Origin of the sequence: Spirillospora albida (assembly GCF_000718255.1) — a bacterium.
GTDB lineage: Bacteria > Actinomycetota > Actinomycetes > Streptosporangiales > Streptosporangiaceae > Spirillospora > Spirillospora albida.
The window spans coordinates 19,507-45,154 of record NZ_JOFJ01000016.1; the positions used below are offsets into that span (position 1 = coordinate 19,507).

Here is a 25,648-nt window from a genome sequence, read left to right on the forward strand (position 1 = left end):
ATGAGCACACGCATCCAGTACCGCCTGCTCGGCAGCGCGATGATCCTGGTCATCCTGCTGCTGCTCGCGCTGACGGTCGCGCTCTACAACAAGACGTTCACCCCGGTCGTCAAGGTGGAGGTCGCGACGGAGCGGGCCGGGCTGCAGCTGCTGCCCCACTCGGACGTCAAGGTCCGCGGCCTGATCGTCGGCGAGGTCCGCAGCACGGAGGTGCGGGCGGACGGCGCCGTCCTGAACCTCGCCCTGGACCCCGACAAGGCGAAGCTGATCCCGAAGAACGTGCAGGCGCGGCTGCTGCCGAAGACGCTTTTCGGCGAGAAGTACGTCGACCTGCAGATCCCGGCGCAGGCCGGGCCGCTCGGCCTGAGCAAGGGCCAGGTGATCCAGCAGGACCGGTCGCAGACCGCGGTCGAGATCGACAGGGTGCTGGACAACCTGCTGCCCCTTCTGCAGGCGGTGCAGCCGGAGAAGCTGAACTCGACGCTGAACGCGATCGCCACCGCGCTGCAGGGCCGCGGCGACCAGATCGGCCGCAACCTGGAGCAGGCCGACTCGCTGCTCCGGAAGATCAACCCGCAGCTGCCCACGCTGGTGAGCGACCTGCACGCGCTCGCGGACGTGTCGGACATCTACTCCGCCGCGGCCCCCGACCTGCTGCAGACGCTCCGGAACCTGAACGTCACCAGCCGGACGATCACCTCGAAGCGGGCGACGATCGAGGCGCTGATCCCGGCGACCACGGCCCTGGCCACCGACGGGAACACGTTCATGCGGGTGAACGGGCCGAAGATCATCGGCTTCAACATCGCGAACCGGGACGGGCTCGCGCTCGTCGCGCGGTACTCGCCGTCCCTGCCCTGCGTGCTGGAGGGCATGGTGAAGCTGAAGCCCGAGGCCGAGCGGGTCGCCGGCGGCAACGGCGGCAAGAGCTTCAACCTGACGATCGAGATCGTCAAGCCGCGGCCGGCCTACAAGTACCCGCTGGACGCGCCCGAGGCGAAGGACCAGCGCAATCCGCGCTGCTACGGCCTGCCGAACCCGAAGATCCCCTTCCCGGACTACCTGGCGCTGGACGGAACCGAGGACGACCTGTGGTGGAAGAACCCCAGTGACCCGAACGGCGGCGGCGGGAACCGCGGCCGGGCGGCCTCCAACGTGTTCGTCGACATGGGTTCCATGAACGAGAAGGAACAGATCAAGAATGTCGTCGGCCCGATGACGCGGACCCCGGCGGACGACCTCTCCGATGTGGCCGCGCTGCTGTTCGGACCCGTGCTCCAGGGATCGGTGGTGACGGTCAAGTGAAGACCACCGGAGCCGCGATCAAGCTCACGATCTTCGTCGTCCTCACCACGCTCGTGACGGGCATCCTGGCGATGACGATCGCGAACACCCGGTTCGGGGAGAAGCGCGAGTACAAGGCGATCCTCTCCGACGTCGCCGGGCTGCTGGAGAAGGACGACGTCCGGGTCGCCGGAGTCCGGGTCGGCCAGGTCGAGAAGATCCGGCTGAACCGCGCCAACCAGGCCGAGGTGACGTTCAGCGTCGAGAAGGCCGGGATCTTCAACGCGGGTCTGCCCTCGTCCACCAGGCTCCAGGTCCGCTACCGGAACCTGATGGGACAGCGGTACATCGCGCTGTCCGACGGCGCCGGGCAGGCCAACGCCTACCTGCGGCCGGGCGGCACGATCCCGATCTCGCAGACGACGCCGGCGCTCGACCTGACGGTCCTGTTCAACGGGTTCAAGCCGCTGTTCCAGGTGCTGGAGCCCAAGGACGTCAACACCCTGTCCATGCAGATCATCCAGACCCTGCAGGGCGAGGGCGGGACGATCAACAGCCTGCTCGCGCACGTGGCGTCCCTGACCAACACGCTCGCCGACCGCGACCGCGTCATCGGCCAAGTGATCACCAACCTGAACAACGTGCTGGGCGCGATCGACGAGCGGCACACCGAGGTCAACCGCCTGATCACCGACCTGCGCGGGTTCGTCGGCGGGGTCTCGGACGACCGGGTGGCGATCTTCGACTCGATCGCCGCGATCAACGACCTGACCGGCACCACCGAGGCGCTGCTGCGCGACGCCCGGCCGGGCCTGAAGAAGGACATCGCGGGGCTGCGGGAGCTGGCCGGGACGCTGAGCGCCAACGGCAAGACCCTCGACAGCGGGCTGAAGCGGACCCCGAACCGGCTCGCGGAGCTCATCAACATCTCGTCGTACGGCTCCTGGTTCAACATGTACGTCTGCGGCCTCGACGCGCGCGTGCGGCTGCCGGGCGGACCGATCTACCAGACGCCGGCGATCGTGAACGAGAACGCGAGGTGCAAGTAGATGAGGATCCCCTTCCGGGAGCGCAACCCGGTCCCCATCGGCCTCTCCGCGTTCGCGATCATCATCGTGACCCTGGCGATCGCGATGAACCTGGAGAGCATCCCGTTCATCGCGGGCGGCACCACCCACACCGCGGCGTTCAAGGAGGCGGCGGGCCTGAAGTCCGGCGAGGAGGTCCGCGTCGCGGGCGTCAAGGTCGGCAAGGTCACCGGGCTCGAACTGGACGGCGACCGCGTGAAGGTCACCTTCCGGGTGGACGACGGGGTGCGGCTCGGCGCCCGGACCGAGGCCAGCATCAAGATCAAGACGGTGCTGGGCTCGCACTTCCTGTCGCTGGAGCCGAAGGGCACCGGCAAGCTGGGCCGCAGCATTCCGCTCGAGCGGACGCACGTCCCGTTCGAGGTCGTGCCCGCGATCAGCCGGCTGACCGAGCAGGTGTCGCAGATCAACCACAAGCAGGTGGCGCAGTCGTTCGACGTCCTGTCGCAGACGTTCCAGAACTCCCCCGAGGAGATCCGGGCGTCGCTGCAGGGGCTGCGGCGCCTGTCCGACACCATCGCGTCCCGGGACGACGATCTCCATGAGCTCACCGACAAGGCCCGGAACGTGACGGATCTGCTCGCCGACCGCAACAAGGACTTCGAGCGGCTGATCCAGGACGGCGACAAGGTGCTCCAGGCCGTCCAGGCGCGGCGGGCCGTCATCCACCAGTTGCTGATCCGCACGGTCACGCTGTCGCAGCAGGTGAACGCCCTGATCAGGGAGAACCAGGCGCAGCTGAAGCCGATGCTGGACAACCTGGAGAAGGTCAACCGGATCCTGCTGAAGAACCAGAACAACCTGGACCTGATCCTCCAGCGGTTCGGGCCGTTCGCGCGGCAGTTCTCGGACGTCACCGGCACCGGCCGCTGGTTCGACGCCTGGCTCCAGAACCTCATCCCGATCCCCGCGTCCATCCAGGACGCGCCGAAGAACGGCGGGCACGCGGCGAACGGCACCCGGAACGGCGGCACCCAGCGGCAGCCCGGCACCGGCAACGGCAACCAGGGCGGCGGCAACCCGCTTCCCTTCCTCCCGTGAGCGGCAGGCAGGTCACTCGTGCGTAACTCAGCAACCATCCTCCGCCTCGGCGGCGCGATCCTCGCCGTCGCGGTGCTGGCGGCCGTGCTGGTGCTGCTGCTCCAGGAGCCGAAGCAGCGCCACGCGACGGCGTACTTCAAGAAGTCGATCGGCCTGTACGCGGGCGCCGACGTCCGCATCCTCGGCATCCCGGTCGGCGAGGTCACCGAGGTGAAACCGGTCGGCGACTCGGTCCTGGTCAAGATGAGGTACGACGCCAAGTACAAGGTGCCGGCGGGCGCGCAGGCTGTCCTCGTCAACCAGGCGCTCGTCTCGGACCGGTACATCCAGCTCACGCCCGTCTTCAAGGGCGGCGCGACCATCCGGGACGGCCACACCTTCACGCTCGCCGACACGGTCGTCCCGGTCGAGGTCGACCAGGTCGGGCAGAGCCTGAACGACCTCAGCAAGGCGCTCGGGCCGCAGGGCGCGAACGCCCCGGACGCGTCCGGCACCGGTTCGCTGTCGCGGCTGCTGGCCGTCGGAGCCGCGAACCTGGAGGGCCAGGGCGACGACATCCGGCAGACGATCAGCAACACGTCCAAGATGCTCAGCACGCTGAGCGACAACCGGGGCGACATCGCCGAGACGATCGAGAACCTCCGGATCATCACGGACGCGATGAAGGCCAACGACCAGCAGATCAAGCGGTTCACGACGCACCTGAACGGCGTGTCGGGGCAGCTGGCGGGGGAGAAGGAGGAGCTCAGCGCGGCCCTCAACACCCTCGGCCCGACGCTGCGGAACGTCCAGAGGTTCATCAAGGACAACCGCGGCCAGCTGTCCGACAACGTCCGGCAGCTCGCCCAGATCACCGGCGTGCTGGTCAAGGAGAAGGACGCGCTCGCCGAGCTGCTGGACGTCGGCCCGCTCGCCATCAACAACCTGGCGCGCGCCTACGACCCGATCAGCGGCACCATCCACAACCGGGCCGACCTGCGCCAGTTCAACGACCTCGCGGACTGGGTCTGCTCGCTGGCCTACTCGGTCGGCACGCCCGCCAAGCAGTGCCTGGACTTCATGAAGCCCTACAACGGCATCGGCAAGGCACTGACGGGCCTGCACCTGGACCTGTCCTGGATCACCGCGCTGACCACGCACTACGACCCGGTGCCGATCCCGCCGGACGCCTACGGGCCCGGCGGCCGCCCCGGCGCCGGCAAGAACGCGAAGAACAAGACGGCCGGCGCCCAGGGCAAGCCCCAGGACATCACCGCTCTGCTGCCCGGAGGTACCCGATGAGCAGGACGTGGAGAGGGCCGCTGCGGCACCGGGCCGTGCTGCTCGGGGTGTCCGCCCTCGCGGGCGCGGCGGCGGTGTCGGGCTGCTCCTTCCGCGGCGCCGAGTCGCTGCCGCTGCCGGGCGGCCCCGACGTCGGCTCGAACCCCCGCACCGTGCGGATCGAGTTCTCGAACGTGCTGGACCTCGTCCCGCAGTCGGTCGTCAAGGTCAACGACGTGTCGGTCGGCAAGGTCGAGGAGATCGAGCTGGCCGGCGCGCCGGGCGGGCGGGGCGGCGACTGGCACGCCGTCGTCACCGTGAAGGTGCGGCGGGACGTCAGGCTCCCCGACAACGCGGTCGCGTCCATCGGGCAGACCAGCCTGCTCGGCGAGAAGTACGTGTCGCTGGCCGCGCCGAAGGACCAGGCCGCCGTCGGCGAACTCGGCAACGGCGACCTGATCCCGCTGGCGCGGACGAGCCGCAGCACCGAGATCGAAGAGGTGCTGTCGGCGATGTCGCTGCTGCTGAACAACGGCGGCATCGAGCAGATCGCGACGATCAGCCACGAGCTCCAGGCCGCGATGAACGGCCGCGAGGCCACGATCAAGTCGGTCCTCGACCGGATCAACACGTTCGTCGGCACCCTGGACCGCAACCGCGCCGCGATCACCCGGGCGCTCGACAGCATCGACCGGCTCACCACCAAGCTGTCCGCCGAGCGCGTGACGATCACCGAGACGATCGACGAGACGGGCCCGGCCGTCACGATCCTCAACCGCAACCGCGCCGACCTCACGAAGATGCTGGTCGCGCTGGACAAGCTCAGCCGGACGACGACGAGCGTGATCGACCGCTCGAAGGCCGACCTGCTGGCCAACCTGAAGGACCTCGACACCATCCTGCGCAACCTGAACAAGGCCGGCTCCGACCTGCCGAACGCGCTGGAGTCGCTGATCACCTTCCCGTTCCCGGCGACGTTCGAGAACGTCATCGCCGGTGACTTCGGCAACGTCAAGCTGACGGTCGACCTCGACTTCGAGTCGATCGCCAACAACCTGCTCGGCGGCACCGATCTGGAGGGCATGCTCGGCAACGGCGCGCAGATGCGCAACCAGCTCCAGGTCCCGAACGTGACGCTGCCGCAGTCGCCGCTCGGCGTCCTGCCGCAGGCCCCCGGCGGCGGCCTGCCGGGGCTGACCGACGGAGGCGCCACGCCGACGCCGTCCACCACGCCCACCGGCAAGCCGAAGACCAAGACCCGGACGGGCGCGCTCGGCGCCGGCGGCGGCGATCTCCACACCCTGATGACGGGGGGCCTCTCGTGATCCTCAAGCGCGGCGTCAAGCTGCAGCTGGTCGTGTTCGCGCTCATCACCGTCATCGGCGTGACCATCGTGTCGGTGAACTACATCGGTATCGGGCGCGGCCTCCTCGGCAAGCAGTACGTCGCCTACGTCGACCTCACCGACTCGGGCGGCGTGTTCAGCAACGCCGAGGTCACCTACCGCGGCGTCCCCGTCGGACGGGTCGGGCCGATCGAGCTCACCGACGACGGCATCCGCGTCAAGCTCCTCCTGGAGCGCGGCGAGGGCAAGCGGATCCCGCGCGAGGGGCTGTCGGCGGTCGTGGCGAACCGGTCGGCGGTCGGCGAGCAGTACATCGACCTGGAGCCGGCGAAGAAGACCGGCCCGTACCTGGACGAGGGCGACCCTTACACGATCCCCCGCCAGAACACGAGGCTGCCGGTGTCCACGGCGGAGCTGCTCCGCAACGTCGACGCGCTCGTCGGCTCGGTGAACACCAAGCACCTCGGCATCGTCGTGGACGAGCTCAACAGGGCGTTCACCGGCTCGGCCGCGGAGCTCCAGTCGATCCTGGACGACACCGACCGGCTGCTGAAGACCGCCGAGCAGGCCTACCCCGACACCAAGCGGCTCCTCGACAACAGCGTCACCGTCCTCGGCACGCAGAAGCAGCAGGGCGCCAACATCCAGGGCTTCGCCCGGAACCTGAACGAGCTGACGACGTCGCTGCGCAAGGACGACCCCGCCCTGCGGAACACCATCGACGCGGCCCCCGGCGCCGTGTCGCAGGTGCACGGGACGATCAACGACCTGTCGCCCACCCTGCCGGTGCTGCTGGCAAACCTCACGACCACCGGGCAGATCATCTCATCCCGGCAGGCGGGGCTGCGGTCGCTGTTCATCCTGTACCCGGTGACGGTCGCGGGCGCGTTCACCGTCACGCCCGGCGACGGCACCCAGCACCTGGGTCTCGCCCTGAACATCAGCGCGCCCCCGAACTGCACCAAGGGCTACGAGCAGGTGAAGCGGCGCTGGCCGCAGGACACCCGCCCGAAGGCCCCCGTGCTGAACGCCGGCTGCAAGCTGCCGCGCAACAGCGAGACCGCGGTGCGGGGCTCCCGCAACGCGCCCAAGGACGCGATCTCCCCGTTCCCGCAGGTCCCGGCCGGTGCGACCACCGGCGCCGGGTTCCCGGCGGGCGGCGCCTACGGCACCTCCGGGACGGGCTCGGAGGCCGCCTCCAAGAACGGCGGGAGCAAGGACGGCGGGAAGGCCGGCGCGAAGACCGGGGCGGCGGGCGCGAACGCCGGCGCCGCGCGGCTCGCGGACGGCCAGCTCTACCTCTCGTATCCGGCCAATTCAGTCGAATTCGCTGGATACGATCCTTCGACCGGCGCGGTCTACGGACCGGACGGCAAGCGTTACGTGATGCCGCGCAGCGCCGGAACCCGGCAGTTGGGAGAGGAATCGTCGTGGAAGTGGCTCCTGCTCGGACCCGTGAGCCAGTGAGGCCGAACCGATGAGGCGCCAGGTCGTCGCGATCGCCCTCAGCGTGCTGGCGATCGGGGCCGCCGTGGCCGTCGGCGTGCTCGGCGTCCAGCTCATGCAGAAGAGGGGCGAGCAGGACCAGCGGGAGCGGGCCGTCCAGTCGGCCCGGCAGATGGGCGTCAACCTGATGACGCTCGACCACGCCACAGCCAAGCGCGACCTGGACCGCATCGTGGCCGGCAGCACCGGCGACCTGAAGAACAAGCTCGGCACCCAGTCCAAGGCGCTTCTGGACCAGCTCGCCAAGACCGGCGCGAAGTCCACGGTCAGCCAGGTGGACGCCGCGCTCGTCTCCATGGACGGAGACTCCGCCGAGGTGATGGTGTCCCTGAACGGCATCGTCACGAACGCCAAGGTGAAGGACGGGGCGCCGCGGGCGTACAGGTACCTGATGGACCTGACGCGGACCGGTGACCGCTGGCTCGTGTCCGAGATGGAGATGGTCCCGTGACGGCGCGCAGCAAGGCCGCGGACAAGCCCGCCGGCAAGGCGACGAAGGCCGAGGAGGCCGCCGAGGCGGCCCGGCTCGCCGAGGAGGCGGCCGAGAAGGCCCGCGAGGCGGCGCTGCTCGCGCAGAAGGCCGCCGAGGAGGCCGCAGAGGCCGAGGCCGAGGACGGCGCCGAAGAGGCCGCAGAGGACGACTCGGAGCCACAGGAGGCCGACTCGGCCGACGCCGGCGAGGCCGAGGAAGAGGACGGCGCCGAGGATGAGGGCGACGAGCCCGTCGAGGCGGCGAAGACCGGCGAGAAGGCGGGCAAGGCCCGGAAGAAGCTCAAGAAGGCCGAGCCCGTCGCGGACGAGCCCGTCGCGGACGAGAGCGACGACGAGGAGGAAGAGCCCCTCGCGCCGGCCGGCAAGGTCGGCAAGGTCCGCAAGGCGGCGGCCTCCTCCGGTTCGTCCGGGCGGTTCGGTTCTCCGGCGCTCGTGACGCTCCTGGCCGTCCTGGTGGTCGCGCTCGTCGCCGGGGCGGTCGTGCTCAAGCTCGAGCTGAACGAGGCCGAGGCGAAGGAGACGGCCGCCAGGGAGGGCGTGTTCGCCGCGTCCCGGGCCGTGGTGCAGCTGTCGTCCTACGACTACCGGACGCTCGACACCGACCTGAAGTCGGCGTCGCAGATGACCACGGGCAAGCTCAAGCCGCAGTTCGAGAAGCTGGCGGCGGAGCTGAAGGTGGCGGCGACGCAGCAGCAGGCCGTGTCGACGACGACGGTGATGAAGGCCGGCGCGGTCAGCGCGACCCCGGACAAGGTCGTCGCGCTCGTCTACGCGAACCGCTCGTCGGCCACCAACACCGACAAGGAGAAGCGGCTCCCCGAGCCCCTCCGCATCAAGATCACGATGGAGAAGGTCAAGGGCAAGTGGCTGGCATCGGAGCTGGCCGTCATCTCCTGAACCACGCGTCCGGACGGCGTCCGGACGGCGGACCAGCGCGGGCGACCACCCCTCTCGGGGCGGTCGCCCGCCGGCGTTTCCGGGGCTACCGGCAGGTAGGGCCGCCGATCCCAAACTATGGCCTTCCTCACTGCAGGTCAGAGCCCGAAAAGTCCAAGTGCGGTCTTGACTGCGGGGCCCTGAGGGGCGATGCTCCAAGGCAACGTGATGCATACAGCGGCGCGACAGTTGCGAGCGGTGTGGCAGTCGGCTACACTGCCCCTTTGCGCTGCCCTCTGACTATCCACGTGTGAGAGCTCCCCTGTCGGGGTCCGTTGTGGACCCTTTCGTGTGGGTCTTGGACGTGGATCGTCTGGCGTGCGTGTCGTCAGTTACGCCGCGAGCCCTCGGAAGGACCACCTCTTGGCAGCCTCGCGCAACGCCTCGAACACCGCAACCGGTCCGAACCGCGTCTCCTTCGCGCGCATCAAGGAGCCGCTCGAAGTCCCGGACCTCCTTGCTCTGCAGACCAACTCCTTTGACTGGCTGCTCGGCAACGAGAGGTGGAAGGCCCGGGTCGAGGCGGCCCAGAATGCCGGAAGCAAGAGCGTCCCGACCCAGTCGGGGCTGGAGGAGATCTTCGAGGAGATCAGTCCCATCGAGGACTTCTCCGGGACCATGTCCCTCTCGTTCCGCGACCACCGCTTCGAGCCGCCCAAGTACTCCGTCGAGGAGTGCAAGGACAAGGACATGACCTACTCCGCCCCGATGTTCGTCACGGCGGAGTTCATCAACAACACCACCGGTGAGATCAAGAGCCAGACGGTGTTCATGGGCGACTTCCCGCTCATGACCCCGAAGGGCACGTTCATCATCAACGGCACCGAGCGCGTGGTCGTCTCGCAGCTGGTCCGTTCCCCGGGCGTCTACTTCGACCGGGCGCTCGACAAGGCGTCCGACAAGGACATCTACGGCTGCCGGGTCATCCCGAGCCGCGGCGCCTGGCTCGAGTTCGAGATCGACAAGCGCGACAACGTCGGCGTGCGCATCGACCGCAAGCGCAAGCAGCCCGTCACCGTGCTGCTGAAGGCGCTGGGCTGGGACGAGGCGCGCATCCGCGAGCGCTTCGGCTCCTACGAGTCGATCAACGTCACGATGGAGAAGGACCACACCACCAGCCAGGACGAGGCGCTCCTCGACATCTACCGCAAGCTGCGCCCGGGCGAGCCGCCCACGCGCGAGTCGGCGCAGACGCTCCTGGAGAACCTGTACTTCAACCCGAAGCGCTACGACGTCGCCAAGGTCGGCCGGTACAAGATCAACAAGAAGCTCGGCCTCGACCTGGAGATGAACCAGGGCACGCTGACCGAGGACGACATCGTCGGCACGATCGAGTACCTCGTCCGGCTGCACGCCGGCGAGGAGGAGGCCACGCTCGGCGCGGTCCCGGTCCCGATCGAGGTCGACGACATCGACCACTTCGGCAACCGCCGCCTGCGCACCGTGGGCGAGCTCATCCAGAACCAGGTCCGCCTGGGCCTCGCGCGCATGGAGCGGGTCGTCCGCGAGCGGATGACCACCCAGGACGTCGAGGCGATCACGCCGCAGACGCTGATCAACATCCGGCCGGTCGTCGCCTCCATCAAGGAGTTCTTCGGCACCAGCCAGCTGTCCCAGTTCATGGACCAGACCAACCCGCTGGCCGGACTGACGCACAAGCGGCGCCTGTCCGCGCTCGGCCCGGGCGGCCTGTCCCGTGAGCGGGCCGGCATGGAGGTCCGCGACGTCCACCCGTCGCACTACGGCCGCATGTGCCCGATCGAGACGCCGGAAGGCCCGAACATCGGCCTCATCGGCTCGCTCGCCGCGTTCGGCCGGGTCAACCCGTTCGGCTTCGTCGAGACCCCGTACCGCAAGGTCACCGAGGGTGTCGTCACGGAGCAGATCGACTACCTGACCGCCGACGAGGAGGACCGCTACGTCATCGCGCAGGCCAACTCGGCCCTGAACGAGGACGGCTCCTTCGCGGAGTCCAAGGTCCTGATCCGCAAGAAGGGCGGCGAGGTCGAGCTCGTGCCGCCGCGGGACGTCCAGTACATGGACGTGTCGGCGCGGCAGATGACCTCGGTCGCCACCGCGATGATCCCGTTCCTGGAGCACGACGACGCCAACCGCGCGCTGATGGGCTCCAACATGCAGCGCCAGTCCGTCCCGCTGCTGCGCAGCGAGGCGCCGCTGGTCGGCACCGGCATGGAGTACCGCGCCGCCGTCGACGCGGGCGACGTCATCACCGCCGAGAAGGCCGGTGTCGTCGAGGAGGTCTCCGCCGACTACGTCACCGTCATGAACGACGACGGCACCCGCACCACCTACCGGGTCGCCAAGTTCAAGCGGTCCAACCAGGGCACCTGCTTCAACCAGAAGCCGATCGTCGCCGAGGGCCAGCGGGTCGAGCTCGGCCAGGTCGTCGCCGACGGGCCCTGCACCGACAACGGCGAGATGGCGCTCGGCAAGAACCTCCTCGTGGCGTTCATGCCGTGGGAGGGCCACAACTACGAGGACGCGATCATCCTGTCGCAGCGCCTCGTCCAGGACGACGTCCTGTCCTCGATCCACATCGAGGAGCACGAGGTCGACGCCCGCGACACCAAGCTGGGCCCCGAGGAGATCACCCGGGACATCCCGAACGTCTCCGAGGAGGTCCTGGCCGACCTCGACGAGCGCGGCATCATCCGCATCGGCGCGGACGTCGTCCCCGGCGACATCCTGGTCGGCAAGGTCACGCCCAAGGGCGAGACGGAGCTGACCCCGGAGGAGCGGCTGCTGCGCGCGATCTTCGGTGAGAAGGCCCGCGAGGTCCGCGACACCTCCCTGAAGGTGCCGCACGGCGAGCAGGGCAAGGTCATCGGCGTCCGGGTGTTCTCCCGGGACGAGGGCGACGAGCTCCCGCCCGGCGTGAACGAGCTCGTCCGGGTGTACGTCGCCCAGAAGCGCAAGATCACCGACGGCGACAAGCTGGCCGGCCGGCACGGCAACAAGGGCGTCATCTCCAAGGTGCTCCCCGTCGAGGACATGCCGTTCATGGAGGACGGCACCCCGGTCGACATCGTCCTGAACCCGCTGGGCGTCCCGGGCCGCATGAACGTCGGCCAGGTCCTGGAGACGCACCTCGGCTGGGTCGCCTCCCGCGGCTGGAAGGTCGAGGGCGACGACACCGACTGGAAGCGCGCGCTGAAGGCCATCGGCGCCGACGAGGCCGGGCCCTGGACGAACACCGCCACGCCGGTGTTCGACGGTGCCCGCGAGGACGACGTCACCGGCCTGATTGAGAGCACGCTGCCGAACCGCGACGGCAACCGCATGGTCGGTCCGGGCGGCAAGGCGAAGCTGTTCGACGGCCGCACCGGCGAGCCCTACAAGGACCCGATCTCGGTCGGCTACATCTACATCCTCAAGCTGCTCCACCTGGTCGACGACAAGATCCACGCCCGGTCGACCGGCCCCTACTCCATGATCACCCAGCAGCCGCTCGGCGGTAAGGCCCAGTTCGGCGGCCAGCGCTTCGGTGAGATGGAGGTGTGGGCGCTGGAGGCGTACGGCGCGGCCTACGCCCTGCAGGAGCTGCTGACCATCAAGTCCGACGACGTCCTCGGCCGGGTCAAGGTCTACGAGGCCATCGTCAAGGGCGAGAACATCCCCGAGCCCGGCATTCCCGAGTCCTTCAAGGTGCTCATCAAGGAAATGCAGTCGCTGTGCCTGAACGTCGAGGTGCTCTCCAGCGACGGCATGTCCATCGAGATGCGCGACACCGACGAGGACGTCTTCCGCGCCGCGGAGGAGCTCGGCATCGACCTGTCCCGGCGCGAGCCGAGCAGTGTCGAAGAGGTCTGATCAACTCAAGGGGAATCAAGTTGCTTGACGTCAACTTCTTCGACGAGCTACGCATCGGCCTGGCGACCGCTGACGACATCCGCCAGTGGTCGCACGGCGAGGTCAAGAAGCCGGAGACGATCAACTACCGGACCCTCAAGCCGGAGAAGGACGGGCTCTTCTGCGAGAAGATCTTCGGTCCGACCCGGGACTGGGAGTGCTACTGCGGCAAGTACAAGCGCGTCCGGTTCAAGGGGATCATCTGCGAGCGCTGCGGCGTCGAGGTGACCCGCGCGAAGGTGCGCCGTGAGCGGATGGGCCACATCGAGCTGGCCGCGCCGGTCACGCACATCTGGTACTTCAAGGGCGTCCCGTCCCGGCTCGGCTACCTGCTGGACCTGGCCCCCAAGGACCTCGAGAAGATCATCTACTTCGCGGCGTACATGATCACCAGCGTGGACGCGGAGCGGCGCGACCGCGACCTGCCCACGCTGGAGGCCCACATCTCCGTGGAGCGCCAGCAGATCGAGCAGGCCCGCGACGCGCAGGTCGAGGCCCGCCAGCAGAAGCTGGAGGCCGACCTCGCGGAGCTGGAGGAGGCCGGCGCGAAGGCCGACCAGAAGCGCAAGATCCGCGACGGCGCCGAGCGGGAGATGAAGCAGCTGCGGGACCGCTCGCAGCGCGAGATCGACCGCCTCGACGAGGTGTGGAGCCGGTTCAAGAACCTCAAGGTCCAGGATCTCGAGGGCGACGAGCTGCTCTACCGCGAGATGCGCGACCGGTTCGGCAGGTACTTCGAGGGCGGCATGGGCGCCGCGGCCATCCAGGCCCGGCTCCAGAACTTCGACCTCGAGGCCGAGGCCGAGAAGCTCCGCGAGATCATCCGCACCGGCAAGGGCCAGAAGAAGGCCCGCGCCCTCAAGCGGCTCAAGGTCGTCTCGGCGTTCCTCAACACCCGCAACAGCCCGCTCGGCATGGTCCTGGACTGCATCCCGGTCATCCCGCCGGACCTGCGCCCCATGGTCCAGCTGGACGGCGGCCGGTTCGCCACGTCCGACCTGAACGACCTGTACCGGCGCGTCATCAACCGGAACAACCGCCTCAAGCGGCTGCTCGACCTCGGCGCGCCCGAGATCATCGTCAACAACGAGAAGCGGATGCTGCAGGAGGCCGTCGACGCGCTGTTCGACAACGGCCGCCGCGGCCGCCCGGTCACCGGGCCGGGCAACCGCCCGCTGAAGTCGCTGTCCGACATGCTCAAGGGCAAGCAGGGCCGCTTCCGGCAGAACCTGCTGGGCAAGCGCGTCGACTACTCCGGCCGTTCGGTCATCGTCGTCGGCCCGCAGCTCAAGCTGCACCAGTGCGGCCTGCCCAAGCAGATGGCGCTGGAGCTGTTCAAGCCGTTCGTCATGAAGCGGCTGGTCGACCTCAACCACGCGCAGAACATCAAGTCGGCCAAGCGCATGGTCGAGCGCGCCCGCCCCGTCGTGTGGGACGTCCTCGAAGAGGTCATCACCGAGCACCCGGTCCTGCTGAACCGGGCGCCGACCCTGCACCGCCTGGGCATCCAGGCGTTCGAGCCGCAGCTCGTCGAGGGCAAGGCCATCCAGATCCACCCGCTCGTCTGCACCGCGTTCAACGCGGACTTCGACGGCGACCAGATGGCGGTGCACCTGCCGCTGTCCGCCGAGGCGCAGGCCGAGGCGCGGATCCTGATGCTGTCGACGAACAACATCCTCAAGCCGTCCGACGGCAAGCCCGTCACCATGCCCACCCAGGACATGGTGATCGGCCTGTACTGGCTGACGACGCACAAGGAGGGCGCGCTCGGCGAGGGCCGCTCGTTCGCGTCCGGCGCCGAGGCGATCATGGCCTACGACCGGGGCGAGCTCGACCTGCAGGCCAAGGTGCAGATCCGGCTGAAGGACGTCCCGCCCCCGCGGGACTGGATCGCGCCCGAGGGCTACGAGCCCGGCCAGCCGTACCGGCTGGAGACCACGCTCGGCCGCACCCTGTTCAACGAGACGCTGCCGGACGACTTCCCGTTCGTCGACGCGGAGATCGGCAAGAAGCAGCTCTCCGCGATCGTCAACGAGCTGTCGGAGACCTACCCGAAGGTGCAGGTCGCGAACGCCCTGGACGCGCTGAAGAGCGCGGGCTTCCACTGGGCGACGCGGTCCGGCGTCACGATCTCCATCGACGACGTCATCACGCCGCCGAACAAGCAGGAGATCCTCGGCGGCTTCGAGCAGCGCGCCGACAAGGTGCAGCGCGAGTTCAACCGCGGTCTGATCACCGATGACGAGCGCAAGCAGGAGCTCATCGAGATCTGGAACAAGGCCACCGCGGAGGTCGCGGTGGACATGGAGAAGGCGTTCCAGAAGACGAACCCGATCTGGATGATGATCCAGTCGGGCGCGCGCGGGAACCCGCTCCAGCTCCGCCAGATCGCCGGTATGCGCGGCCTGGTCTCCAACCCCAAGGGCGAGACCATCCCGCGTCCGATCAAGTCGTCGTTCCGCGAGGGCCTGTCGGTCGTCGAGTACTTCATCTCGACGCACGGCGCCCGCAAGGGCCTCGCCGACACCGCGCTGCGCACCGCCGACTCGGGCTACCTGACCCGCCGTCTGGTGGACGTCGCGCAGGACGTGATCGTCCGCGAGGAGGACTGCGGCACCGACCGCACGATCCCCTTCGAGATCGTCGAGCGGCAGCCGGACGGCAGCGTGATCAAGCTGCCGACCACGGAGACCAGCCTGTCGGGCCGCACGATCGCCGAGGACGTCGTCGTCGACGGCACGGTGATCTACCCGGCCGACACCGACCTGTCGGACGCGGTCGTCACCCGGCTGTTCGAGGCGGGCGTCGAGAAGGTCCGGACGCGCAGCGCCCTGGTCTGCGAGGCCAAGATCGGTGTCTGCGCCGCCTGCTACGGCCGTTCGCTGGCCACGGGCAAGCGGGTGGACGTCGGTGAGGCCGTCGGCATCATCGCCGCGCAGTCCATCGGTGAGCCCGGCACGCAGCTGACGATGCGCACCTTCCACACCGGTGGTGTGGCCGGTGGCGACATCACGCACGGTCTGCCGCGTGTCCAGGAGCTGTTCGAGGCCCGCATCCCGAAGGGTGTGGCCCCGATCAGCGAGGTCGCCGGCCGCGTCAAGATCGACGAGTCGGAGAAGTCGCGCAAGGTCGTCATCGTCCCGGACGACGGTTCCGACGAGATCGCCTACCCGGTGCCGATGCGCTCCCGCCTCCTGGTCAAGGAGGGCGAGCACGTCGACGTCGGCATGAAGCTGATCGCCGGTGCCATCAACCCGCACGAGGTGCTCCGCATCCTCGGCCCGCGGGCCGTCCAGCTCCACCTGGTCCACGAGGTCCAGGAGGTGTACCGGTCGCAGGGTGTGTCGATCCACGACAAGCACATCGAGATCATCGTCCGCCAGATGCTGAAGCGGGTGAACATCCTCGAGTCGGGTGACACCGACCTGCTGCCGGGCGACCTGGTCGAGCGTCCGATCTTCGAGGAGACGAACCGCAACGTCGTCGCCGAGGGCGGGGTCCCCGCCGCCGGCCGTCCCGTCCTGATGGGCATCACCAAGGCCTCGCTCGCGACCGAGTCGTGGCTGTCGGCGGCGTCCTTCCAGGAGACGACCCGGGTCCTCACCGAGGCCGCGATGCACGCCAAGAGCGACCCGCTGCTGGGCCTCAAGGAGAACGTCATCATCGGCAAGCTCATCCCGGCCGGTACGGGCATGCCCCAGTACCGCAACGTCCGGGTCGAGCCGACCGAGGAGGCGAAGGCGGCGGTCTACTCCGTCGGCTCCTACGATGACGGCGCCGAGTACGCCTTCGGTCAGGGCTCCGGCGAGGCCGTCCCGCTGGAGGAGTACGACTTCGGCCAGTACAACCGGTAACACCTCGGCGAAAGGCCCCTTCCGACCGCTCGGTCGGAAGGGGCCTTTCCCTTTGGCGGGTGTCCGGAAGGGCCGCTGGAGGGCGGCTCGGCGTCAGGGGGCGAGGCCCTGGAAGGCGAGGTCGACGATGGCGTCGATCTGCTCCTGGTCGACGGTGCGCGGGGTGAGGAGCCGGCGGTAGTAGCCGGCGCCGTAGAGCAGTTCGATGATGAGGACGGGATCGACGTCGGCGCGGATCTGCCCCTGCTTCTGCGCGAGCTCGATGCGCGCGGCGGCGGCGGCCGACAGCTTGGAGACGAAGCGGTCCCAGAGGGCCTGGTGGAGTTCGGGGTCGTGCTGCGCCTCACCGATCAGCGCCCGGTAGTGGGGCAGGAGCCCCGGGCCGCCGAGGGTGCGGATGCCCGCCGCCATCTGCGTCTTGAGGTCGGCGCGGACGTCCCCGGTGTCGGGGAAGGACGCGTCCATCGTCATGGTGGACAGCAGCCCGTCCAGCAGGACCGCGGCCTTGGAGGGCCACCAGCGGTAGATGGTGTTCTTGCCGACGCCCGCCCTGGCGGCGATGCCCTCGATGCTGAGTTTGCGGTACCCGACCTCCTGGCACAGGTCCAGCGCGGCCTGGATCACCGCGCTGGCGGACTCTTCGTTGCGGCGCTCGGGTCGTCGGGTGGCCATGGGGCCAGTATAGCGCTCTGGCGGCACGGAACGTGCCGTCTTGACTCGATCCGCTGACATGGGCATTCTGTTCCGGCACGGAACGGTTCGTGCCGTAAGCAGAGGAAGCACGGCCATGAAGGTTGAGATCGCCCACGACATCGCCTGCGTGTGGTCGGCACTGGGCCATGCCCGCTTCCGCCGGGCGGCGGAGGAGTACCGGGCCGAGGGCGGCGAGCTCGACGTGGTCTACCGGCCGTACCGGATCGCAGCGGACGCCGAACCGGCGGAGGCGCCCTTCGGCGGGGTCCGCGCACTTCGCCTCGGCCCCGCGAAGAGGGCCGACCGCATCGTCCGGGCGGCCGCGGAGGACGGGCTCATCATGAGCCTGGACCGGGTCGTCGCCGCCGACACCTTCCACGCCCACCGGCTCGTCGCCCTCGCCGCCGAGCACGGCCGGGCCGAGGCCATGGCCGCCCGGCTGTTCCGCGCCTACTACACCGACGGCCTCGACGTGGCCGACCCCCACGTCCTGCGGGCGCTGGCGTCCGAGACGGGCGTGCCCTGGAGCGCGGACCGGGGGACCGCGCGGGTGCGCGCGGAGCTCGTGCGGACGCGCCGCTCCTACGGCGCCGGCGTCCCGGTCTTCCGCTTCCCCGACGGCACCGTCCTCGCCGGCGCGGTGTCGCTCGCGGCGATGCGGACCGAACTGCGGCGGTCCCCGCCGGCCGCCGCCTGACCCACCGGGCTCCGCACGCCGTGCAGCTCGACGTCCTCGATGGTGGTCCGGGCGACCGCCTGCGTGGACGGGGCGTAGCGGAGGGTCTCGTCGACCCGGTCCGTGATGTGGCCGACGAGGGCCTTCGCGCGCTGGTCCGGGTTGCGCCGGGCGGCGTGCCGGGCGTTGCCGAGCATGGGCATCGTGGTCTCGTTCCCGGCGCCGACCAGCAGGATCACCGCCCCACGGCCGAGGACGTCTCGATGTGGTGCGCCGTGGCGCGCGTCCCCTGACGCCGTTCCAGGGCCTTCCTCCGAGAGATCCGGTCAGTCGGTCGCGTACACGCAGTGGGTGCGGCTGAACGTCGTCGGCATGCACTTGTTGCAGTGGATGCACAGTGACGGGGTGCCGGGCTCGGCCTGGATCCGGTTGATCAGGTCGGGTTCGCGGAGGAGGGCGCGGGCCATGGCGACGAACTCGAATCCCTCGGACAGGGCGAGGTCCATGGTGGCGCGGTCCGTGACGCCGCCGAGGAGGATGAGCGGCATGCCGAGGGCTTCGCGGAACCGGCGCGCGGTCGGCAGCAGATAGGCGGGCTCGTACGGGTAGTTCCGGATGAACCTGGCGCCGACCATCTTGATGCCGAGCCGCTGCGGCTGGGGGAACACGGCGGCGAAGTCGTCGATGGGCGCGTCGCCGCGGAACAGGTACATCGGGTTCAGCAGGGAGCTGCCGGCGGTCAGTTCGAGGGCGTCCAGGCCGGCGTCGGCTTCGAGCCACCGCGCGACCTGGACGCTCTCGTCGGGACGCAGGCCGCCGCCGACCCCGTCGTCCATGTTCAGCTTGGCGAGGACGGCGATGCGGTCGCCGACCCTCTCCCGGACGGCGCGGGCGACGCGCAGGGCGACTCTCGCGCGGTTGGTGAGGGAGCCGCCGTACTCGTCGGTGCGCTTGTTGATGCGCGGGCTGAGGAACGCGCTGGCGAAGTAGTTGTGGCCGAGATGGATCTCGACCGCGTCGAATCCGGCCTCGACGGCGAGCCCGGCGGCGTCGGCGTGCGCGGCGGTGACGCGCTCGATGTCGGCGGGCGTCGCCTCGCGGGTGAACCGGAGGCTCTGCATGTTGAACATGCGGGACGGGCCGAGCGAGGGCGTCCGGTTCGACCTGCCGTTGGCGACCGGCCCGGCGTGCCCGATCTGCGCGGACGCGGCGGCCCCCTCGGCGTGCACGGCGTCGGTGAGGCGGCGCAGGCCGGGCAGGGCCTCGGGGCGCATCCACAGCTGGTCGGCCTCGGTGCGGCCTTCGGGGGCGACGGCGCAGTACGCGACGGTGGTCATGGCGACGCCGCCGGCGGCGTGCCGCCGGTGGAACTCGATCAGTTCGTCCGAGACGAGGGCGCCGGGCGCCATGTGCTCGAAGGTGGCGGCCTTGATCGTCCGGTTGCGGAGGGTGAGCGGCCCCAGCCGGGCCGGTTCGAACACGTCGGTCATGGGGGCCTCCAGACACCTTTCAATCACTGATTGAAATCTGGCATCACTGTATAGGGTTGAATGGCGGCGTGACAGAGGCATCGACGCGCGATCGGCTTCTCGGGGCGGCGGAGCGCCTGTTCCTCGAGAAGGGGCCGGACCGGGTGTCGGTCCGCGCCATCAACGCCGCGGCGGGCCTGAACCCGGGCGCGGTGCACTACCACTTCGGTTCGCGCGACGGCCTGATCGCGGCGCTCCTGGAACGCGAACTTCTGCCGATCTGGGCGGGACGCCTCGGTGCGATCTCCGAGCGGGCGGAGGCGGAGGGCGAGGTCTCCTTCACCGTGGAGGACCTCGTGGCCGCGATCGTGGAGCCGTTCGACGAGCTGTCCCGCACCGCGAAGGGCCGCATGCTCTGCCATCTCGTGGCCCGCACGGTCCTGCCCACCATGCGCCCGCCCCATCCCTCCCCGTGGTTCGGCCCGGCGCCGTTCGAGGTGATGCTCGGCCGGGCCCGCCCCGATCTGCCGGTGCGCGAGGTGGCCGAGCGCTGGCGGCTCGCGTTCACGCTGCTGCTGGAGATCTACGGCCGTCCGCTGGCGCCCGATCCGGAGCACGCGCCCGCGCCGCCCGGCACCCGGACCGTCATCGCGTTCGTGACGGCCGGGCTCGCCGCACCGGCGCCGGAGGCGTAGCCGTCACCCTGCGGGCAGCCGGCCGAGCGTCACGTCCAGCGTCCGGCGTTCGCCGCCCCGCATGACCGTGACCTCGGCGGCGTCGCCGGGCTTCAGCGCGGCGAGCACCTGAGTGAGGGCCTGCGTCGTGGGGGTCTCGGTGCCGTTCAGCGCCGTGATGACGTCGCCGGGCTGGATGCCCGCCTTGAGCGCCCCGCCCTCCTTCTCCACCTTCACCACCTCCGCGCCGACCGGCCGGCCGTTGCTGAGGTTGACGACGGTCCGGACGGTGACGCCCAGGGCGGCGCGTCCCGAGTTGGTGACCTTCCCGTCCTGGATCAGCTGCGGGACGATCGCCGTCACGGTCGCGCTGGGCGTGGCGAACCCGATGCCGGGCGCCGCGCCGCCGGACGGGCTGCCCGCCGCTGCGGTGGGGATGCCGATCACCTTGCCGTCCAGCGTGACGAGGGCGCCGCCGCTGTTCCCCGGATTGATCGCGGCGCTGGTCTGGATGGCCTGCGAGATCGTCGAGCCGGGGAAGGCGCCGCCTGGACGCGTCGACACGGTGCGCCCCATCGCGGAGATGATGCCGTTCGTGACGCTGCCCGACAGCCCGAGCGGGTTGCCCATGGCGAGCACCATCTGGCCGACCGCCAGTCTCGTCGAGTCGCCGAACGCGGCCTTCGGCAGCCTGCCGCCCTCGACCTTGACCACGGCGAGGTCATCGGGGTCGAAGGCGCCCGCGAGCGTCGCCGCCATCGGCGCGCCGCCGCTCGCCGGGACGACCTGGATCTTCTTCGCCCCCGCCACCACGTGCGCGTTCGTCACGATGTGCCCGGCGTCGTCGTAGACGACACCGGACCCCTCGCCCTTGTCGGTCTCGATCTGCACCACCGACGGCAGGACGGTGCGGACGACCTCCTCGTACGTCTCCTGGAGGTCGGTCGCCGTCCGGTCACCGGCGGCCGGGGGAGCCGGTGCCGTGGTCGTCCGCCGCGCCGCCGGCTCGTCGCCGTCCGCGCATCCCGCCAGCGCGATCGCCGCGGCCAGCGTCACCGCGGCCGCCCGCCTGCCCGTTTCCGTCCGCACGGTGCCCTTCCCCCTCGATGCGCCCGCCTCCGTCTCGCCTTCCCCGGCATCGGGGACGTAACCGGCGCCCGCCCCAGGGCCCGGGGGCGGCCGGTAGGTGTCCCCGTCACCTATCGGCGGACGCCACTTACCCGGCGCGGCGGGGCGTTGTTATACCGGGAGCGGCGCCGCCCGGAATTCGGCCGTCCGAAGGGAATGCCCGGCGGCGACCTGTGACCTGGCCGAGAACCGAGGGAGACAGATGAAGGACAAGGGAAGGCCGAAGCGCCGGCCGATGTTCACGATGTTGATCGCCGCGACGTTCGCGGCGGTGGTCTGGCGGGAGTACCCGGCGATGATCCGCCGCTTCAGGACGAACCGCGCGTGACCGGCGGGCGCTGAAGCGCCCCGGCATCCCCGGCATCCCCGGCGAACACGCCGGGGATGCCGGACGCGTCCCACCGGGTCAGGAACGAGGAGATGGCCTCGCCCAGGCGGTTCAGCCTCGGCACCCATTCCCGCAGGTCCCGGACGCCCTCCTCGGTGAGCTCGTACCGCCGGCGCGCCGGGCCCGCCCCGGACGCCTCCCAGGTCGAGACGACGAGCCGCGCCCGCTCCATCCCGCGCAGCACCCGGTACGCGTGGCCGGGCTCCACGTCCGACACCCCGAGCCGTCCGAGCCGCTCGATCAGCTCGTAGCCGTGCGCGGGCCGCTCGTGGATCAGCAGCAGCAGATAGGGATGGAGCAGGCTGCGCGCCTCGCACCCGTTCATGTGGGCGGACTACCCCCGTCCGGCCTCCGCGCCACGGCCCCTGCCCACCCCTGAACCGACGTTGGCCGACCCATGACCGGAACGATCACGCGGGCCCGGAGCCGCTGCGCCGGGGGCAGCGTTTGTGCGCGGGCCGGACGGGAATCCGGCCCGCATGCAGCTTTCGCCCACACCCCTATGGGACGGCTCGCTGTCCCTGCTGACCAGGGGATACGCCTGGCTTCCGGACCTGTGGCGCGGGACCGGCGGGCCGCTCGCCCGGACACGGCTGCTGGGGCGGCACACGGTCGCGCTGCGCGGTCCCGAGGCCGTGCGGTTCTTCTATGACGAGGACCACGTGCGGCGGGCCGGCGCCCTTCCGGAGCCGGTGCTCAGCACTCTGGTCGGCCACGGGGCGGTGCACACGCTGGACGGACGGGCGCACCGCGTCCGCAAGCAGCTGTTCGTGTCCCTGCTCATGGACGGGGACGGCGTCGGGCGGCTCGCCCACCTGGTCCGCGCCCGGTGGGACGAGGCGGCCGCCACCTGGCCGGGGCGGCCCCGCATCGTGCTGTTCGACGAGACCGCCTGCATCCTCACCAGGGCCGTCTGCGAGTGGGCGGGCGTGCCGCCGGCCGACGACGAGGTCGCGCCGCTCGCCCGGGACCTGGTCGCCATGGTCGACGGGTTCGCGACGCCCGGTCCGCGCCACTGGCGGGCGCGGGAGGCGCGCGCCCGCCGCGAGGAGTGGCTGGCCGGCCTCATCGAGGAGCTGCGCGAGGGACACGGCGTGTCACCGGCGGCGGTGGTGGCCCGCCACCACGACGCCGACGGGGTGCCGCTGGACGCCCGGACGGCCGCCGTCGAGCTGCTCAACGTCCTGCGCCCGACCGTCGCCGTCTGCTGGTTCGCCGCGTTCACCGCCCACGCGCTGCACCGGTGGCACCGGTACCGCGCGCCCATGGCCGCCGGCGACGTCGCCCTCATCGACGCGTTCGTCCAAGAGGTCCGCAGGTTCTACCCGTTCGCGCCGTTCGTCGGCGGCGTGGCCGCGCGGGACCTGTCCTGGAAGGGCGAGCCCGTCCCCGAGGGGGCGATCGTCCTCCTCGACCTGTACGGGCAGGACCATGACGAGAACCTCTGGCGGGACCCGTACCGCTTCGACCCGCACCGGTTCCTCGACGGCCCGATCGCACCGGACCTGCTGGTTCCGCAGGGCGGCGGTGATCCGCGCACCGGCCACCGCTGCCCCGGCGAGATGATCACCGTGGCGGTGCTCAGGGAGATCGCGCTGGGGCTCGTCCGGCTGCGCTACGACGTCCCCGAGCAGGACATGCGGATCTCCTTGCGCCGCGTCCCGGCCCGGCCGCGCAGCGGGTTCGTCATCGCCGACGCGCGCCCCGACCCGGCGGCGGTCAGGCCGACGGAGGCGGCCCCGGCGGGCCTGCGGCCGCGCTGACCGTCACAGGCGCTCGGCGAAGCGCTCGACCTTGTCGATGGGCCCGGCGATCAGGATGACGTCGCCGTACTGCAGGACGGTGTCGGCGGTGGCGTAGGTGAACCGCTCGCCGACCGACTTCACGCTCACGACCGTCACGCCGTGCTTGGACCGGACCCGCGTCTCGCCCAGCGACATCCCGACGATGTCGCGCGGCGGATGCGTCTTGATGAGCGCGAAGTCCTCGTCGATCTCGATGTAGTCGAGCATGCTCCCGCTGACGAGGTGGGCGACGCGCTCGCCCATGTCGTTCTCGGGCAGCACGACGCGGTGCGCGCCGATCCGCTCCAGGATGCGCTTGTGCTGGTGGGTGACGGCCTTGGCCCAGATGTCGGGTATCTCCAGCTCGGTCAGCATCGACGTGGTGAGGATGCTGGCCTCCAGGTCGCCTCCGATGGCGACCACGGCTCGGCGGAACTCGCCGACGCCGAGCTCGCGCAGCGCCTCGAGGTCGGTGGCGTCGGCGGTGACGACGTGCGTCAGCCGCCCGGACAGCGTCTGGACGATCTTGGCGCGGTGGTCGATGGCGAGGACCTCGGTGCCGCGCCTGGCCAGTTCCAGGGCCAGCGCGCTGCCGAAGCGCCCCATCCCGATCACCACGACCGGGTCCTTCTTGCGCTCAGCCAACGATCGGTCGCTCCTCCGGTAGTTCGAAACGGCTGGTGCGCTCGCGCAGCGCGAGCGCGGTGGCGAACGTCAGAGGCCCGATGCGGCCGAGGAACATCAGCGCGGTCAGCAGCAGATGTCCGGCGGGCGGCAGCTCCGCGGTGATCCCGGCGGACAGGCCGACGGTGCCGAACGCGGAGACGACCTCGAAGAGCACCAGGTCCAGCGAATGGTGGGTCATCATCAGCAGCAGGAAGGTTCCCGCTGTGACCAGGGCGATGCCCAGCAGCACGATCGACATCGCCTGCCGCTGGGTGCCCTCGGGGAGGCGGCGGTGGCCGACGTTCACCCGGGGCTCACCGCGCATCTCCGCCCATAGGACGAATCCCAGCAACCCGAACGTCGTGACCTTGATGCCGCCCGCGGTGCCGGCGCTGCCCCCGCCGATGAACATCAGGATGTCGGTGACGAGCAGGCTCTCCGGCCGCATCTGCGTGATGTCGACGTTGTTGAAGCCGCCGCTGCGCGGCATGACCGACAGGAAGAAGCCCGCCGTCAGCCGCGCCGGATCCGGCAGGCCGCCCAGCGTCGCGGGGTTGCGCCATTCGGTCGCCGTCAGCACGATCCAGCCCCCGGCCAGGAGCAGCCCCGTCATGCCGAGCGTGACGCGGGTGAGGACCGTCCAGGCGCCCGGGCAGCGCCAGTTGCGGGCGAGGTCGAACACGACGGGGAAGCCGAGGCCGCCGACGATGACCGCCGCGCAGAGCGTCAGGGTGATCCACGGGTCCGTCGCGAAGCGGACCATGCCGTCCGGCCACAGTGCGAAACCGGCGTTGTTGAACGCCGAGATCGAGTGGAAGGCCCCGAGGTAGAGGGCGCGGCCCGGTGATTCCCCGTGCGCCGCGGTGAAGCGCACGGTCAGCACCGCGGCGATCAGCACCTCGGACACCACCGTGAACAGGACGACGTTGCGGACGACGCGCCGCACGTCGACGATCCGCAGGGTCTTGGTCTCGGCCTGGGCGGCCATCCGCGCCCGCAGCCCCAGCCGGCGCGTCAGCAGCACGGCGAACAGGGTCGCGAGCGTCATCAGGCCGAGCCCGCCCACCTGGACCAGCATCAGGAGGACGATCTGGCCGAACGTCGACCAGTACGTGCCCGGATCAACGGTGACCAGCCCCGTCACGCAGACGGCGGACGTGGCCGTGAACAGCGCTTCGACGAAGGACGCCGATGCCTTGCCGGTGGTCGCCTGCGGGAGGGACAGCAGCAGCGTCCCGGCCGTGATCACGACCGCGAACCCGGTGACGACGACCTGCGCCGGGTGCTGGAACCGCTCCAGCACCATCGATCCGAGGGACCGGTGCGCCGTCCATTGACTCCAGCGGTACAGGATGCGCTCCTCCATGCCACACGACCCACGCGATGCACACGGTTCGCGTCCGTCGCCGCGGGCCGGCGGATCGTTCATGCCCGCGTAGAAGATCTCACTCTACGCTCCAGGGCCGACGATCGGCCGCGCCTCCGGAGCCCGGA

21 protein-coding genes are annotated in these 25,648 nt (G+C 70.2%); 15 read left to right on the forward strand and 6 right to left on the reverse strand.

Annotated features, from left to right (window positions below; all coding sequences use genetic code 11):
- From IE99_RS0120810 to IE99_RS0120855, 10 genes are all read left to right on the forward strand, one after another.
- Entirely contained in the window at nucleotides 1-1,305 is a 1,305-nt protein-coding gene (locus IE99_RS0120810; protein ID WP_030173343.1) for an MCE family protein, read from the forward strand.
- Nucleotides 1,302-2,333, forward strand: a complete 1,032-nt coding sequence (locus tag IE99_RS0120815; RefSeq protein ID WP_030173345.1) for an MCE family protein — start codon at nucleotides 1,302-1,304, stop codon at nucleotides 2,331-2,333. Before IE99_RS0120810 ends, IE99_RS0120815 begins: the two co-directional genes overlap by 4 nt.
- On the forward strand, nucleotides 2,334-3,413 hold the full coding sequence (locus IE99_RS0120820) for an MCE family protein (RefSeq protein WP_030173347.1): 1,080 nt from the start codon (nucleotides 2,334-2,336) through the stop codon (nucleotides 3,411-3,413). It abuts the gene before it with no gap.
- An 18-nt stretch (nucleotides 3,414-3,431) separates the two neighbouring features.
- A complete protein-coding gene (locus IE99_RS29535) occupies nucleotides 3,432-4,694 on the forward strand; it encodes an MCE family protein (protein WP_051712920.1) in 1,263 nt (420 codons plus the stop codon).
- The gene (locus IE99_RS0120830; RefSeq protein ID WP_030173351.1) at nucleotides 4,691-5,998 is read left to right on the forward strand and encodes an MCE family protein; all 1,308 of its coding nucleotides are present in this window, start codon (nucleotides 4,691-4,693) and stop codon (nucleotides 5,996-5,998) included. The genes IE99_RS29535 and IE99_RS0120830 overlap by 4 nt, the downstream gene beginning before the upstream one ends.
- The gene (locus IE99_RS29540; RefSeq protein WP_030173353.1) at nucleotides 5,995-7,485 is read left to right on the forward strand and encodes an MCE family protein; all 1,491 of its coding nucleotides are present in this window, start codon (nucleotides 5,995-5,997) and stop codon (nucleotides 7,483-7,485) included. The genes IE99_RS0120830 and IE99_RS29540 overlap by 4 nt, the downstream gene beginning before the upstream one ends.
- 10 nt (nucleotides 7,486-7,495) lie before the next feature.
- Nucleotides 7,496-7,975, forward strand: a complete 480-nt coding sequence (locus tag IE99_RS0120840; RefSeq protein WP_030173356.1) for a hypothetical protein — start codon at nucleotides 7,496-7,498, stop codon at nucleotides 7,973-7,975.
- A complete protein-coding gene (locus tag IE99_RS32035) occupies nucleotides 7,972-8,913 on the forward strand; it encodes a hypothetical protein (protein WP_030173359.1) in 942 nt (313 codons plus the stop codon). The genes IE99_RS0120840 and IE99_RS32035 overlap by 4 nt, the downstream gene beginning before the upstream one ends.
- A 402-nt stretch (nucleotides 8,914-9,315) precedes the next feature.
- On the forward strand, nucleotides 9,316-12,783 hold the full coding sequence (gene rpoB, locus IE99_RS0120850) for a DNA-directed RNA polymerase subunit beta (RefSeq protein ID WP_030173362.1): 3,468 nt from the start codon (nucleotides 9,316-9,318) through the stop codon (nucleotides 12,781-12,783).
- Nucleotides 12,784-12,803: 20 nt separating this feature from the next.
- On the forward strand, nucleotides 12,804-16,676 hold the full coding sequence (locus tag IE99_RS0120855) for a DNA-directed RNA polymerase subunit beta' (RefSeq protein WP_030173365.1): 3,873 nt from the start codon (nucleotides 12,804-12,806) through the stop codon (nucleotides 16,674-16,676).
- A gap of 93 nt (nucleotides 16,677-16,769) precedes the next feature.
- On the opposite strand, the gene IE99_RS0120860 is transcribed toward IE99_RS0120855, so the two are convergent.
- Complete coding sequence (locus tag IE99_RS0120860) at nucleotides 16,770-17,348, reverse strand: TetR/AcrR family transcriptional regulator (protein WP_030173368.1); 579 nt, start codon at nucleotides 17,346-17,348, stop codon at nucleotides 16,770-16,772.
- A gap of 115 nt (nucleotides 17,349-17,463) precedes the next feature.
- On the opposite strand from IE99_RS0120860, the gene IE99_RS0120865 reads away from it, so the two are divergent.
- Nucleotides 17,464-18,066: a DsbA family oxidoreductase gene (locus tag IE99_RS0120865; protein ID WP_051712922.1), complete on the forward strand. Its 603-nt coding sequence runs from the start codon at nucleotides 17,464-17,466 to the stop codon at nucleotides 18,064-18,066.
- Between the two features lie 20 nt (nucleotides 18,067-18,086).
- Nucleotides 18,087-18,338, forward strand: coding sequence for a hypothetical protein (locus tag IE99_RS0120870; RefSeq protein WP_030173374.1), 252 nt, complete (start codon nucleotides 18,087-18,089; stop codon nucleotides 18,336-18,338).
- A gap of 33 nt (nucleotides 18,339-18,371) precedes the next feature.
- Here IE99_RS0120870 and IE99_RS0120875 read toward each other — a convergent pair whose 3' ends face one another.
- Nucleotides 18,372-19,535 (reverse strand): NADH:flavin oxidoreductase, encoded by a 1,164-nt coding sequence (locus IE99_RS0120875; RefSeq protein WP_030173377.1) that lies wholly within the window; start codon nucleotides 19,533-19,535, stop codon nucleotides 18,372-18,374.
- 68 nt (nucleotides 19,536-19,603) lie between these two features.
- Between IE99_RS0120875 and IE99_RS0120880 the strand changes: the two genes are divergently transcribed.
- Nucleotides 19,604-20,209 (forward strand): TetR/AcrR family transcriptional regulator, encoded by a 606-nt coding sequence (locus IE99_RS0120880; RefSeq protein ID WP_030173380.1) that lies wholly within the window; start codon nucleotides 19,604-19,606, stop codon nucleotides 20,207-20,209.
- A 3-nt stretch (nucleotides 20,210-20,212) separates the two neighbouring features.
- Here IE99_RS0120880 and IE99_RS0120885 read toward each other — a convergent pair whose 3' ends face one another.
- Nucleotides 20,213-21,277, reverse strand: coding sequence for a S1C family serine protease (locus tag IE99_RS0120885; protein ID WP_037559841.1), 1,065 nt, complete (start codon nucleotides 21,275-21,277; stop codon nucleotides 20,213-20,215).
- 241 nt (nucleotides 21,278-21,518) lie between these two features.
- Here IE99_RS0120885 and IE99_RS33475 point away from each other — a divergent pair, with 241 nt between their 5' ends.
- Nucleotides 21,519-21,644 carry a hypothetical protein gene (locus IE99_RS33475; protein ID WP_281176566.1) on the forward strand — a complete coding sequence of 42 codons (126 nt, stop codon included), beginning with the start codon at nucleotides 21,519-21,521 and terminating at the stop codon, nucleotides 21,642-21,644.
- Here the strand turns inward: IE99_RS33475 and IE99_RS0120895 are convergent.
- Complete coding sequence (locus IE99_RS0120895; protein WP_051712924.1) at nucleotides 21,625-22,029, reverse strand: PadR family transcriptional regulator; 405 nt, start codon at nucleotides 22,027-22,029, stop codon at nucleotides 21,625-21,627. The genes IE99_RS33475 and IE99_RS0120895 overlap by 20 nt on opposite strands.
- Nucleotides 22,030-22,183: 154 nt before the next feature.
- Between IE99_RS0120895 and IE99_RS0120900 the strand changes: the two genes are divergently transcribed.
- Nucleotides 22,184-23,467: a cytochrome P450 gene (locus IE99_RS0120900; protein ID WP_037559843.1), complete on the forward strand. Its 1,284-nt coding sequence runs from the start codon at nucleotides 22,184-22,186 to the stop codon at nucleotides 23,465-23,467.
- Nucleotides 23,468-23,470: 3 nt separating this feature from the next.
- Here IE99_RS0120900 and IE99_RS0120905 read toward each other — a convergent pair whose 3' ends face one another.
- Both IE99_RS0120905 and IE99_RS0120910 read right to left on the reverse strand, forming a co-directional pair.
- Nucleotides 23,471-24,133, reverse strand: coding sequence for a potassium channel family protein (locus IE99_RS0120905; protein ID WP_030173391.1), 663 nt, complete (start codon nucleotides 24,131-24,133; stop codon nucleotides 23,471-23,473).
- Entirely contained in the window at nucleotides 24,126-25,520 is a 1,395-nt protein-coding gene (locus tag IE99_RS0120910; protein ID WP_245623293.1) for a TrkH family potassium uptake protein, read from the reverse strand. Before IE99_RS0120910 ends, IE99_RS0120905 begins: the two co-directional genes overlap by 8 nt.
- Between the last annotated feature and the right edge of the window lie 128 nt (nucleotides 25,521-25,648).